At 70.0% G+C, this 13,046-nt stretch carries 11 protein-coding genes; 4 read left to right on the top strand and 7 right to left on the bottom strand.

The features are described 5' to 3' along the window. Positions 1–2: 2 nt before the first annotated feature. Complete coding sequence (gene dnaB, locus QEZ54_RS11975; protein WP_281304887.1) at positions 3–2,834, bottom strand: replicative DNA helicase; 2,832 nt, start codon at positions 2,832–2,834, stop codon at positions 3–5. 422 nt (positions 2,835–3,256) lie between these two features. On the opposite strand from dnaB, the gene QEZ54_RS11970 reads away from it, so the two are divergent. Beyond that, the gene (locus QEZ54_RS11970; RefSeq protein ID WP_281304633.1) at positions 3,257–3,877 is read left to right on the top strand and encodes a hypothetical protein; all 621 of its coding nucleotides are present in this window, start codon (positions 3,257–3,259) and stop codon (positions 3,875–3,877) included. A 304-nt stretch (positions 3,878–4,181) separates the two neighbouring features. After that, positions 4,182–5,651 carry a von Willebrand factor type A domain-containing protein gene (locus QEZ54_RS11965; RefSeq protein ID WP_281304632.1) on the top strand — a complete coding sequence of 490 codons (1,470 nt, stop codon included), beginning with the start codon at positions 4,182–4,184 and terminating at the stop codon, positions 5,649–5,651. Between the two features lie 57 nt (positions 5,652–5,708). On the opposite strand, the gene rplI is transcribed toward QEZ54_RS11965, so the two are convergent. From rplI to QEZ54_RS11940, 5 genes are all read right to left on the bottom strand, one after another. Further along, positions 5,709–6,158: a 50S ribosomal protein L9 gene (gene rplI / locus QEZ54_RS11960; RefSeq protein ID WP_281304631.1), complete on the bottom strand. Its 450-nt coding sequence runs from the start codon at positions 6,156–6,158 to the stop codon at positions 5,709–5,711. Positions 6,159–6,172: 14 nt separating this feature from the next. Beyond that, a complete protein-coding gene (gene rpsR, locus QEZ54_RS11955) occupies positions 6,173–6,412 on the bottom strand; it encodes a 30S ribosomal protein S18 (RefSeq protein WP_120317647.1) in 240 nt (79 codons plus the stop codon). Positions 6,413–6,473: 61 nt separating this feature from the next. Then, positions 6,474–6,992, bottom strand: coding sequence for a single-stranded DNA-binding protein (locus tag QEZ54_RS11950; protein ID WP_281304630.1), 519 nt, complete (start codon positions 6,990–6,992; stop codon positions 6,474–6,476). Positions 6,993–7,090: 98 nt separating this feature from the next. Beyond that, positions 7,091–7,381: a 30S ribosomal protein S6 gene (gene rpsF / locus QEZ54_RS11945; RefSeq protein WP_120317645.1), complete on the bottom strand. Its 291-nt coding sequence runs from the start codon at positions 7,379–7,381 to the stop codon at positions 7,091–7,093. 342 nt (positions 7,382–7,723) lie between these two features. Then, positions 7,724–8,548 carry a hypothetical protein gene (locus QEZ54_RS11940; protein WP_281304629.1) on the bottom strand — a complete coding sequence of 275 codons (825 nt, stop codon included), beginning with the start codon at positions 8,546–8,548 and terminating at the stop codon, positions 7,724–7,726. A gap of 190 nt (positions 8,549–8,738) precedes the next feature. Here QEZ54_RS11940 and QEZ54_RS11935 point away from each other — a divergent pair, with 190 nt between their 5' ends. After that, positions 8,739–9,527 (top strand): deoxyribonuclease IV, encoded by a 789-nt coding sequence (locus QEZ54_RS11935; protein WP_281304628.1) that lies wholly within the window; start codon positions 8,739–8,741, stop codon positions 9,525–9,527. Positions 9,528–9,570: 43 nt separating this feature from the next. Beyond that, positions 9,571–11,406: a hypothetical protein gene (locus QEZ54_RS11930; RefSeq protein WP_281304627.1), complete on the top strand. Its 1,836-nt coding sequence runs from the start codon at positions 9,571–9,573 to the stop codon at positions 11,404–11,406. Positions 11,407–11,466: 60 nt separating this feature from the next. Here QEZ54_RS11930 and QEZ54_RS11925 read toward each other — a convergent pair whose 3' ends face one another. Then, positions 11,467–12,951, bottom strand: coding sequence for a glycosyltransferase 87 family protein (locus QEZ54_RS11925; RefSeq protein WP_281304626.1), 1,485 nt, complete (start codon positions 12,949–12,951; stop codon positions 11,467–11,469). Positions 12,952–13,046: the final 95 nt, after the last annotated feature.

Raw genomic sequence — 13,046 nt, 5'->3', positions numbered from 1 at the left:
GCTCAGCCGAAGGCCATGTCCACAAAGCGGGAGAAGTGCAGCTGCGCGGCGACGGTGATGGTGTCGGTCGGGCCGTTGCGGTGCTTGGCCACGATGAAGTCGGCCTCACCCGCCCGCGGCGACTCCTTGTCGTAGTAGTCGTCGCGGTGCAGCAGGATCACGATGTCGGCGTCCTGCTCGATCGAGCCGGACTCACGCAGGTCGGACAGCTGCGGCCGCTTGTCGGTACGCTGCTCCGGGCCTCGGTTCAGCTGACTCACCGCGATCACCGGGCACTCGACCTCCTTGGCCAGCAGCTTGAGGCCACGGGACAGCTCGGAGACCTCCTGCTGGCGGCTCTCGGTCTTCTTCGGCGAGCTCATCAGCTGGAGGTAGTCGACCACGATCAGCTTCAGGTTGTGCCGCTGCTTGAGGCGGCGCGCCTTGGCCCGGATCTCCATCAGGTTCATGTTCGGGGTGTCGTCGACGAAGATCGGCGCCTCGGAGATCTCACCCATGCACCGGGCGAGCTTGGTCCAGTCGTCGTCGGACAGCTTGCCCGAGCGCAGCACGTGCAGCGGCACCTTGGCCTCGGCCGACAGCAGACGCATGACGATCTCGGTCTTCGACATTTCCAGCGAGAAGATGGCACTGGCCGCGTTGGAGCGAATCGCGGCGTTGCGGGCGAAGTCCATGGACGCGGTGCTGTTGTGCGTCGGGATCATCGACCTGCCCGCCAGGTACAGGTGGTCGGCGTTGTCGACGGTCACACACCGGACCGGGACACTGGCGACCGGGCGGACCGCGACCACGTACCGGCTGCCGGTCCGGGTCAGGTTCCGGGTGCGGCAGCGCTCCTTGTGCGCGATCTTCTTGCGTTCCAGCCGGAAGATCTCATCAGCGGTGGAGAAGTTCAGGGTGTACGCCGTGGAGGACTCCGGAGTCCGGCCCTTGACCTGCTTGGTAGCCACCGTGCAGCGGTACCCGAGGCTGAGCACCAGTTCGTGCACGCCGTCCGCCAGCGTCGCACTGGTCGTCGTGAACTGGAGATTGCCGGTGGGCGCGACCGTCCCGTCGGTGTCCATCAGCCCGGCGAGCAGCTCACGCCGCTGGCGCTCGGAAGCACGCAGGTAGGCGGCCGGAACGTGCTTGTCGCCCAGAACGCCGGCGGCCCGCAGGTAGCCGAGGAAAGACCCGAACCGCGCATGGCAGTCCGCACACCGCCGGGACACCCCACCGGTGGCAGGGGTCACCTTGCCGCACACGGCACAGCCCTCGCGTGCCTCCGGCGGCACCATCCCCTTCGACCGGCCACCGCAGGACCGGCCGCAGGTGTAGACGCTGACCGCCTGGGGCACGAACCGCTCGCCGCAGACCACGCAGACGCGGTCGGCCAGCGACGGCAGCTCTGGCACCTTGATCGAGTACAGGTAGAGACCGGACTCGGGAAGCACCGTGAATCCGTCAGCCTCCAGGTAGGTGACCATCTCCGGGTCGGCGGTCGTGATCCGGGCTGCCTGGGAGTGGCCGTCGCCGAGCCAGGCACCGAGCGTGTACGGCGGGATGGGCAGATCCGTCCGCTCCGGGAGCATCAGCGCCGCGGTGTTCTCCACCGCGTGGTTGAGCCTGCCGTCGGCGGGATGGTGCAGCGTGGCCGCGATGTGCTCCGTCGTGACCGGTTCGGGCGACGGGGCCGTCGCCTCAGCGTTCATCAGCCGGTTGACCCGCTGGCACAGCGCCGCCGTCAGCGCCTGCCGCGAGTACGCCGGCATGGCCCGGTTCCAGGGCTTTCCGCTTCGCTCGAACTGCCGGACGACCTTCGCGCTCGAACCGACCTCAGCGGCGACGACATGCAGCACGCTCCGGAAGACCGGCCCGACGAACGCCTCCGCCTCCCTGAACGTCACCAGTTTGTCGTCCTGCTCCATCGCCTCGCGCAGCGCCGCCTCGGCGCGGGCCCGGGCGGCTTCCGGCCACTGGTGGGTCGGCTTCGTCTCGCCTCGCTGCCGACGGCTCGCCCGGGTGGTGGTCTTCCAGAGGTGTTCGGCGTCGGCGACGATGACCGAGCCGTCGGAGAACTCGACCTCGTAGCAGGGGCGGTCGCGCATGACTTCGAACGCGTGCGACACCCTCGTCGGCCGTCCGTCGGCCCCGATCAGCCAGTCTCCGGCGCTGACCTCGCCCATGGTCGTCCAGCCCGTGGGCGTCGGCAGCGGCGTGTCCAGCGCCAGGGCCTTACCCAGACCAGGTCGACCGGCAACGATGATGAGCTGGCCCGCCTGGAGGCCGCTGAGCAGGCCGTCGAGGTCCTGGAAGCCGGTGGGGACGCCGCGCATGGTGCCGTCGGCGGCGCCCACGGCCTCGATCTCGTCCAGCGTCGGCTGGATCATGTCGGCGAGCACCGCGAAGTCCTCGCTGACGCGGCGCTCGGTCACGTCGTACACGGCCTGCTGGGCGAGGTCGACGACGTCGTCGACGTCGCGGCCCGTGCCGGCGGCCGAGCCGTAGCCGAGCTGCACGATCTTCGTGCCCGCCTCGACCAGGCGGCGCAGCACCGCGCGCTCGCTGACGATGCGCGCGTAGTACGAGGCGTTCGCCGCGGTGGGCACGGTCGCGATCAGCGTGTGCAGGTACGGCGCGCCGCCCACCCGGGACAGCTCGGCCTTGGCCTCCAGCACCGCCGCGACGGTGATCAGGTCAGCGGGCTCGCCTCGGCCGTAGAGGTCCAGCACGGCCTCGAAGATCGTCGAGTGCGCGGGCTTGTAGAAGTCGTTGGCGCGCAGGATCTCGACCACGTCGGCGATGGCGTCCTTGGACAGCATCATGCCGCCGAGCACGCACTGCTCCGCCGCCACGTCCTGCGGCGGGGTGCGCTCGTAGACCCCCGGTTCGGGGGCGGGCGCCTGGGTCGCCTGCACCGGTGTCCGAACGCCGTCACCCACTGTCGTCACGGCGCCTCCCACCTCTTACGCAGATCTGATTGACCCTAGGCGCGCCATCGCCGCAGCACAAACACCCCGGTGGACAGAGCTGCGGACAACCTGTGGACAACCCGGGGCGGGCCTGTGGGCGAGCCTGTGCACAACCTGTGGACACGCGCATTCCACAAGTTGTGGATAACGGTCTGACCTGCATAAACACTGCCCACAGGGTGTGTATAGAAGATTCCTGCCAAGATTTTCGGTGCGGCGTGGCGGAGGTCATGACATCGTTGTCGGCCGATTCTCGCCGGTTCGGGGGATTGTCCGGGGCATCGGCGTCGGCCACGCTGCCGTGCGTGGGATATCCGGAGTGGCCGCCCCCGGCCGACGGGTGGGGTCAGGCGCCGCAGGGCACGCCCAACACCCGTGCCGGAGGCTGGGCGCGTCCGAGCGATCCGGCCGTCCCCCGGCAGCGCTCGGCCGCCGACCGGTACGGGCAGCCCGAGGACCGGGACGACCCCGGCTTCCACACGTACGTCACCAGCGAGGTCTACGACCCGTATGAGGACGGCCGCTGGCCGGACAACCTGGCCGAGCTCAACCAGCCTGAGGTCCGCACCGCCCACACCCCGCCCGAGGACCGCCCCGGCGAGCGCGACTACTGGACGGCCCTGCTCTGGACCGCGGGCTGGTTCGCGGTCCCGCTGCTGATCCTGCTGGGCCGCGCGCTGCTGCTGTCGGGGGACACCGATCCGGCGTGCCTGGCGGCCGGACTCGCCGGCTGCGGCTCGAAGCGCTCCGACGCGCTGGGCGACCTGATCGCCTCGGCGCCGCGCTGGGCGCTGGCACTGGGCGGTGCGCTGGCGGTGGCCGCCGTGCTGCGCTGGGCCAGCGACGCCTGGCGCGCCGCGACCATCGGCTTCTGCGCCGCGGTGGTCGCCGGCGGCGCCGCCACCATCCTCCTCAACGTCGCCTGACGCCGCGGCGCCTGGCATCGCGCCGCCTGACAGCACTTTCGGGGAAACTGCTGGAATTCACGCACCGATAGCTGCACTTTCCCCGAAACTGCACCCTCGCCTCGGCCTCGCGGAGGGCGGGCGGAGGGCGGGCGGAGGCTGCGCGCGGGGCGCGGGGGGCGGAGGGCGCGGTTTCCGGGAAGGTGCTGCGTCCGGGTCCGAGAGGATAACGGCAAGGTGTCGGGACTGTCGCGATTGGTTCCGCTTGTGTCTCAGGTACGACACATCGCAAGCTTTTGATCTTCACTGGCCCGTCCATGTACCCATGAAGCGATCCAGTGCCACCGCGATCCTGCTCGCCGTCCTGATGGCCGCCGCGGGCTGCTCCACCGGCGGGGAGCCCGCCACCTCAGCCGGGCGCCCGGCGCCGCCCGCCCAGGCCGACACCGGCCGCGACCGGGGCGGCGCGGTGGACCCCCGGCGCGACGACCAGTCCACCTTCGCCCTCGACGTCGACACCGCCTCGTACACGTACGCGGCGGGCCGGATCGCCGACGGGCGCCTGCCCGAGGCGGGGACGGTACGCCCCGAGGAGTTCGTGAACTCCTTCGACCAGCACTATCCGCAGCCGCGCGGCGACGGCTTCGCCGTGCACGTCGACGGGGCCCGGTTGCCCGAGAGCCATCCGGAGTCGTCCTCGCTGCGGCTGCTGCGGGTCGGCCTGCAGACCAGGGCCGAGGACGCGGAGCGCCGCAAGGACGCGGCGCTCACCTTCGTCGTCGACGTGTCCGGTTCGATGGGCGACCCGGGCCGCCTGGACCTGGTCACCGACGCGCTGCACACCCTGGTCGACCAGCTGCGCCCGACCGACGCCGTCGCCATCGTCACCTTCAACGAGCGGGCCCGGGTGGTCCGCCGGATGACCCGGGTGGCCGAGAAGGAGGACCTGCACCGGGCCATCGACTCGCTGCGCGCCGACGGCAGCACCAATCTCGACGCGGGGCTGGCCACCGGCTATGAGACAGCTCGCGACGGCTTCCGTCCGGGCTACTCGAACCGGGTGATCCTGCTGTCGGACGGGCTGGCCAACACCGGCAACACCGACGCCGACCGGATGCTGCGCAAGGTGCGCGAGGAGGCGGACAAGGAGATCGCGCTGCTGGGGGTCGGCGTCGGCAGCGAGTACGGGGACGCGCTGATGGAGCGGCTGGCCGACCGGGGCGACGGATTCGTCGTGTACGTGTCGGAGCGGCGCCAGGCCCGCGACGTGTTCGTCCGCAAGCTGCCCGCCACCCTGTCGCTGCGCGCGCTGGACGCGAAGGCGCAGGTCACGTTCGATCCGAAGACGGTGGAGAGCTACCAGCTCATCGGGTACGACAACCGCCGGGTCGCCGACGAGGACTTCCGCAACGACCGGGTCGACGGCGGCGAGGTCGGTCCCGGGCACTCCGTGACCGCCCTGTACCTGGTGAAGCTGGCGCCGGAGGCGAGCGGCCGGGTGGCCGAGGTGCGGGTGCGCTGGCTGGACCCGGTCAGCAAGGAGGCCTCCGAGGCGTACGAGTCGATCGAGGCAGCCGACCTCGGCGGCGCGTTCGACCGGGCCGACCCGCGGCTGCGGGTCACCTACGCGGCGGCGTTCTTCGCGGTGGCGCTGCGCGGCGACGCCGGTGGCCGTCCCACCGTGTCGGACCTGGCCCGCATCGCCGACGCGGCCGCGGCGGAGCTGGACGAGCGGGCCGCCGACGAGCTGGCCGACCTGATCCGTGAAGCCGACCCGCTGCTGGGGCGCCGCTGAGCCCGGAAAAGACCGCGGCCCCCGGGACGGTGTCCCGGGGGCCGCGGCCGGTATCGCTTACTTGCTCGGGACCACGTTCAGGTTGAACTTGGCGGTCACGTCGGGGTGCAGCTTGATCTGCACCGTGTAACCACCGGTCGTCTTGATGTGGCCCGGCAGCTCGATCTTCCGCTTGTCCAGCGCGGGACCGCCGGCCGACTTCACGGCGTCGGCGATCTCGGTGGCGGTGACCGAACCGAACAGGCGGCCGCCCTGGCCGGCGCGGGCCTGCAGGGTGACCTTCAGGCCCTCCAGCGCCGACTTCAGCTCGTTGGCGTGGCCCAGGTCCTTGACCTCACGGGCCGCGCGGGCCCGCTTGATCGAGGAGACCTGCTTCTCGGCACCCTTGGTCCACGCGATGGCGAAGCCCTGGGGCAGCAGGTAGTTACGGCCGAAGCCGTCCTTGACCTCGACGATGTCACCGGGGGTGCCGAGGTTGGCCACCTCGTGCGTAAGAATGATCTTCATCGTGGTGCCCCCTCTCAGCGGCCGGTGGTGGTGTACGGCAGGAGCGCCATCTCACGGGCGTTCTTGACCGCACGCGCGATCTGACGCTGCTGCTGCGTGGTCACGCCGGTCACCCGCCGAGCGCGGATCTTGCCGCGGTCGGAGATGAACTTGCGCAGCAGCGCGGTGTCCTTGTAGTCGATGTAGGTGATCCCCTCCTTGTCGAGCGGGTTCACCTTCTTCTTCGGTTTGCGCAGGGCCGCAGCCTTCGCCATTTTCATGTCCCTCAGTCTTTGAACATCGCTGACGGCAGCCGCTCGCGCGGCTGTTCATCCGTCAGAACGGTGGCTCGTCGTCGAAGTTGCCGCCCGAACCGCCGCCGGCCGGAGTGGCGGTAGCCCACGGGTCGTCGGCGAAACCTCCGCCGCCGCCCCCGCCGGAGCTGTTGCCGCCGGAGCCAGAGCCGTATCCGCCACCACTGCCACCGGAGCGCGACATCTTCTGCACCTTCGCCGTGGCGTACCGCAGCGACGGGCCGATCTCGTCGACCTCCAGCTCGAAGACAGTGCGCTTCTCACCCTCCTTCGTCTCGTACGACCGCTGGCGCAGCCGTCCGGAGACGATGACGCGAGAGCCCCGCTGCAGCGACTCGGCGACGTTCTCCGCGACCTGGCGCCACACCGAGCACTGCAGGAAGAGCGGCTCGCCGTCCTTCCACTCGCCGGAGGCCCGGTCGAGCGTGCGCGGGGTCGACGCGATGCGGAACTTCGCCACTGCCGCACCCGACGGGGTGAAGCGCAGCTCAGGGTCATCGGTCAGGTTGCCGATGACCGTGATGGTGGTTTCTCCAGCCATGACCTTCTCCTCGGTTCACATATGTTCTGCCGCAAAGGTTCCCACAGGGATGCGACAGCACACGTGAAGCGGTCGGGCGTTGCGTATCCGGAGGAAGCTCAGCGAACTTCCGGACGGATGACCTTGGTACGCAGCACCGACTCGTTGAGTCGCAGCTGGCGGTCCAGCTCGGCCACCGCCGCAGGCGTCGCCTGCAGGTCGATGACGGCGTAGATACCTTCGGCCTTCTTGTTGATCTCGAACGAGAGGCGCCGGCGGCCCCACACGTCGAGCTTCTCAACCGAGCCACCCGACGTACGGATCACGTTGAGGTACGTGTCCAGCGACGGTGCGACGGTGCGCTCCTCGAGACTGGGGTCGAGGATCACCATGACTTCGTAGTGACGCAAGACGTACTCACCTCCTATGGGCTGTCGGCCACGGTCGGTCCGTGGCAGGAGGGTCTGCGTCGTTCCGCGAGAAGCCGCGGGATAGGCCCGCGGCTCACAGAACTCGCCCATACTACCTGCTCGACCGGGTACGCCCGCTTTCGGCGGTACCCCGTCCGCGCATGAGCCGCGTCACCCGGGTCGGCAACGCGACACGGCCGCCCCTGGCGGGACGGCCGTGGTGTCGGACTGCCGACTGCGGAAAGGACCGCGGAGCGCTCTTCCGACGCTGGGTGGGACCTGGGGAGGAACGACCACACCGACGATGTTGGAAAGAGCGCTCCGCGGAGTCTCTTACGGATACTACGCGAACTCTGCCCGAGTAGCCCGCTGAGCGATGATAGCCCGAATCGCACCAGCAGACACACCTACGACACACACTGTGGCGATAATTGCCAGAAGTCCGATTGGCCCGTTATCGACCGGGAAGTTGGCGACGTTCTTCGAGTCGATCGGCGTGCTGCCCTCACCGGGCAGGATCTCGACCGGGGAAGGCTCCGGGCTCGGGTCGCCCTCGTTCTGCTCCTCGGGGTCGAAGATGTCCGGCGGCACGGCCGGAAGTCCGGCGTCCTCACCGCTCGGCTGGGGATTCGAGCTGCCGGTCGAGCTGCTGCTCTTGTGCGTGTCGCGGCTCTTCGGCTTGCTCGACGGCGAGCTGGAGGTCGAGCCGGAGCTGCGGCTGGGGCTGCTCGAACCGGTGCTGCCGGTGGTGCCGGTGCTCGGCTGGGTGGTGCGGGAGGCGACCTCGACGGTCAGCGGCTCGAAGCTGGGGTTCAGGTTGAGCAGGCACTCCGGCACCATGGCGACCTTGACCGGGCCGCGGTGGAACTGCACCTCGATCGTCTCGCCGTCGGGCACTGCGGCGCTGTCCTTGCCGTCGATCTGCAGGGTCGCGTTCTGACCGAGGCCGTTGGTGAGCTTCACCCGCGACTCGGCGGCGATGGTGATCTTCGCGGTGGCCGGCTTGGAACCGCACAGCAGCAGGCCGAGCCCGCCCCCGGTGAAGTCGACGTTCGGCGCGGCCTCCGGCTCGGCGGCCGCGGACGGGCTCGCCAGCAGCAGCGGCAGGCCCGCGAGCAGGCCGGCCGCCGCGAGCGCGGCGGCACGTCGACGAATGGCGTACGACATGGCTTTCTCCCCCTGGGGCAGGTGCCCCGGTTCAGGTCAGCCTCGCGGGGGGCGAGGCGGCACGCGTCATGTGCCTCCCGACCGGCGGAGCGCAGGGAGCCACGTGCGGCAATGAAATCAACGCAACAACTTCGCTCCGGTTGCGCTCACGACCGCGCAGCGGGTCGGGGGGAGCGGTAATACTGGTCGAATGCTTATCGGGGCTCACGTCGATTATGAAGATCCACTAGCGGAGGCGGCCGCGCGGAACGCGGACGTCGTCCAGTTCTTCCTGTCCGACCCGCAGGAGTGGAAGCCGCCGGTGCCGCGCACCGACACCGCCGTCATCCGCGACAGCCCGGTGCAGGTCTTCATCCACGCGCCCTACCGGATCAACGTCGCCACGACGAACAACCGGATCCGGATCCCGAGCCGCAAACTGCTCATCCAGCACGCGGTGGGCGCGGCCGAGATCGGCGCGTCCGGGCTGATCGTGCACGGCGGCCACGTCGACAAGAGCGACGACCTGGCCACCGGCTTCGACAACTGGCGCAAGGCCATGCAGCAGGCACGGGACAGCGGGGCGCTGCTGCCGCAGACCCCGATCCTGATCGAGAACACCGCCGGCGGCGACAACGCGTGCGCCCGGCGGTTCGAGAACCTGGCCCGGCTGTGGGACGCGGTGGGGGAGTTCGGGGTCGGGTTCTGCCTGGACACCTGCCACGCGCACGCGGGTGGCGAGGAGCTGCTCAACATCGTCGATCGCGTCAAGGCCATCACCGGCCGGATCGACCTGATCCACGCCAACGGATCGCGAGACGGATTCGACTCCGGGCGCGATCGGCACGACAATCTGACGAGCAAGAGTGAACCCGGCATGATCGATCCCGAACTGGTCGCAGCGGTCATCAGCGCGTCCGGCGCACCGGCGGTGGTGGAGACCCCCGGCGGAGCGGAAGGTCAGTCGGCCGACATCGCGTACCTGCGCGCACACCTGTGAGAGGACAGCTGTGACTGGGACCGAAACCGTGGCGGGCGAGCCTGTGACTCCGCGACATGCCGCGCCGGAGCCCGAGCCGGTCGAGGAGGACGCCTTCACCCGGTTCAGCCCGGCGCCGGAGGAGAACCCGAGCCGACTGCGCCGGATCGCCCGGGGCACCCGACGGGTGGTGATCCACGAGTGGGCCCTGGCGGCGTACGCGTCGCTGGTGCTCGCCGCGATCATGACCTGGCCGACGCTGAAGTACCCGAACTACACCATCCCGCAGGACACCGGGGACCCCACCCTGCAGGCCTGGCAGATGGCGTGGTCCGGGCACTCGATCAAGACGAACATCGCGCAGCTGTGGAACTCCAACAGCTTCTACCCCGAGCCGTACAGCTTCGCCTTCTCCGACACCCTGCTGGGCTACGCGCCCGCGGGCCTGTTCGGGACCGGGCTGGAAGCCGCGCTCATCCGCTACAACATCATGTACGTGCTGCTGCACGCGCTCGCCTTCTTCGGCGCATACGTGCTGGCCCGCCAGCTCGGCTCGGGCAAGACCGGGGCGGCCGTGGCCGGCGCCGCCTTCGCCTACGCCCCGTGGCGCCTGGCCCAGGCCGGGCACATGCACGTCATGTCGGTCGGCGGCATCGCGCTGGCCCTGGCCATGCTCGCCCGGGGTCACGGCTACTCGCTGCGCCACGGCTACCGGCCCGAGAAGCGCAGGCCCGGCTGGGCCCTGGCCGGCTGGCTGGTCGCCGCCTGGCAGGTCAGCCTCGGCTTCGGCATCGGCCTGCCGTTCGCGTACGTGCTCGCCGTGATCGTGCTGGTCTGCGTGGTGCTGTGGTTCGTGTTCCGGCGCTGGAAGTGGGGCGTGTCCCGGCCCTTCGGCTGGAAGCTGTTCTCGGCCGACCTGGTCGGCGGAGTGGTCTTCGCCGCCGTCGGCCTGCTGCTGGCGCTGCCGTACCTGAAGGTCGTCGAGCTGCACCCGTACGCGCAGCGCTCCGAGGTCGAGCTCAGCTGGTACTCCCCGCCGATCCTGGGCTTCTTCACCAGCCCGGCGCAGGACCTGCTGTGGGGCCAGGCCCACTCCAGCGCCCGCACGGTGCTGGACGGCCCCGACGGCTGCTGCTCGGGCGAGACCAGCCTGCTGCCCGGCTTCGTGCTGTACGGCCTGGCCATCGCCGGTCTGATCCTGTCCATCTGGACCCTGCGCCAGCGGCTGCTGCTGTTCGCGGGCGTGGTCCTGAGCATCGTGCTGGCCATGGGCACCCGCTTCTTCGGCGGCCGCCCCGGCTACCTCTGGCTCTACGACGTGCTGCCCGGCTGGGACGCCATCCGCACCCCGGGGCGCCTCGTCATCTGGACCACGCTGCTGCTGTCACTACTGGCGGCGGGGGCGGTCACCGCCTTCGTCGAGCAGGCCAAGACCATCGCCCAGGAGCGGGTGCCCTCGCGCCCGCACCCGATGCTGCGGCTGGCCACGTTCCTGCCGCTGGCGCTGGTGCTGTTCGAGGGCCTGAACGTGACCGAGCACCCGGTCGTGCCGCAGCAGCCCGCCGCGATGGCCGCCGCCCAGGGGCCGCTGCTGGTGCTGCCGAGCGACCCGCTGATGGACATGAAGGTCATGGTCTGGTCGACGGACCGGTTCGAGTCCATCGTCAACGGCAACAGCGGCTTCACCCCGCAGAGCCTGAGCGAGATCCGGGAGCTGACCAAGAACTTCCCGGACCAGGCCAGCGTCGACCGCCTGCGCCAGCTCGGCGTCAAGACCGTGGTCGTGCTCAAGGAGTACGCCAAGGGCGGGCCGTACGAGCCGGCGCTGACCAACCCCGGCGACGGCCTCGGTCTGAAGCGCACCGAGACCGAGGACGCGGTCACCTTCACCTTCGAGTGACCCGCTGACAAGAACGCGGCCCCCGCTCCGGTTGGAGCGGGGGCCGCGTTCTTTCGCTTGTCAGGCCGTGGCCAGCCTGCCGGGGACGGCGTCGGTGACCACCGCGGGCGCGGAGTCCGGGTTCAGCGGGCCGCCGTCCGGGTCGGGGGTGTCGGAGTCGGCGTAGGTGCGGCGCACGACGTCCAGCTCCGGTCGCAGGATGTCCCGGACCACCAGCACCACCAGCGCCAGCACGGCGATCAGGCGGATCGAGGCGGCCAGCACGAACACGCCCTCGGGGAAGACCGGCTTGCCCGAGGCGGTCATCAGCTCGCCGTAGAAGGCCAGGAAGTAGATCACCTCGGCGACCTGCCACACCAGGAACGAGATCCACTTGGGCCGGGCCAGCACCAGCAGCGGCAGCATCCACAGCGTGAACTGCTGCGACCACACCTTGTTGGTGATCAGGAACAGCGCCACCACCAGGAAGGCGAGCTGCGCCACCCGGGGCGGGGTCTTGGCCAGCAGGCCCAGGGCCGCGATGCCGACGCAGCACACCGCGAACAGCGCCAGCGACACGTTGGTGACCAGCGGGACGTTGTCCCAGACCGTGGCCCCGGTCGGATCGAAGTGGCGCCCGACGTACCAGGAGGTGCCCCAGTCGATGCCGCGCTCGGTGTTGAGGTCGAGGAACCGCTTCCAGTTGTCGTAGTGCGTGAGCATCACCGGCACGTTCACCACCGCCCAGGCGACGGCGCCGGACGCCACCGCCAGCAGCGCCGGGCCGAGTTCGCGGCGGCGCCAGAAGTCGGTCAGCGAGTTGCCCGGCTCGCCGGGCAGCTCACGTACCGGCCGCAGCGCCAGCACCGCGATCGGCAGGAACAGGAACGCGGGCCACAGTTTCGCCGCCATGCCCAATCCGAGCATCGCGCCGGCGGCCACCGGATACCGCTTGGCCCAGAACCAGACGCCCGCCACCGCCAGCACGATGGCCAGCAGGTCCCAGTTGACCGTGGCGGTCACCAGCAGGGCTGGGGACAGGGCGAACATCGCCGCGTCCCAGGGTCTGCGCCGTCGCAGCGAGAGGATCATGGCGACCGTGGCGACCGCGAAGACGCTAAGCACCAGGGCGTTGGCGTTGTAGAAGTACTCCGCCTGGTTGATGTCGTTCTTGCTGCCGAACGCGTGCACGGGCAGGCCGATCGCGCCCATGAAGGCACCGGTGAGCACCGGGTACTCGACCGGGTAGTCGACGTACGGCACCGCGCCCTCGTTGAGGTGCTCGGCGTAGTAGAGCGCCAGCACGTCGGTGTAGCAGAAGTGCGTGTACTGCTTGTAGTCCGCCCACGCGCCGTCCTTGCAGGGCGACTTCTGCACCCAATGCAGCGCGAGCATGAGGCAGGTGAGCGCGAGCACGATGCGGGCGGCGGTCCAGAACCTGCCGCCGCGGTCGGGAGTCTGGGGCACCGCGTGCTCACCGCGCGGGCCGCCGATCGCCTGGCTGAGGCCGTGCACGAACGGATCCTCGACCGAAGGCGAGACGACGTGCTCACGAACATCACTCATAGCCCGACATCCTGCCTCAGAAATCTGCGAAGCGCAGCAAGGCGCCAGGTAGCGGACGGCGAAAGGCGCAGAAAGAGGGGGCCCCGGCACGGGAC

This window comes from Catellatospora sp. KI3, assembly GCF_029948125.1.
Taxonomy (GTDB): Bacteria; Actinomycetota; Actinomycetes; order Mycobacteriales; family Micromonosporaceae; genus Catellatospora.
This window is presented reverse-complemented; position numbering and strand designations above follow the sequence as displayed.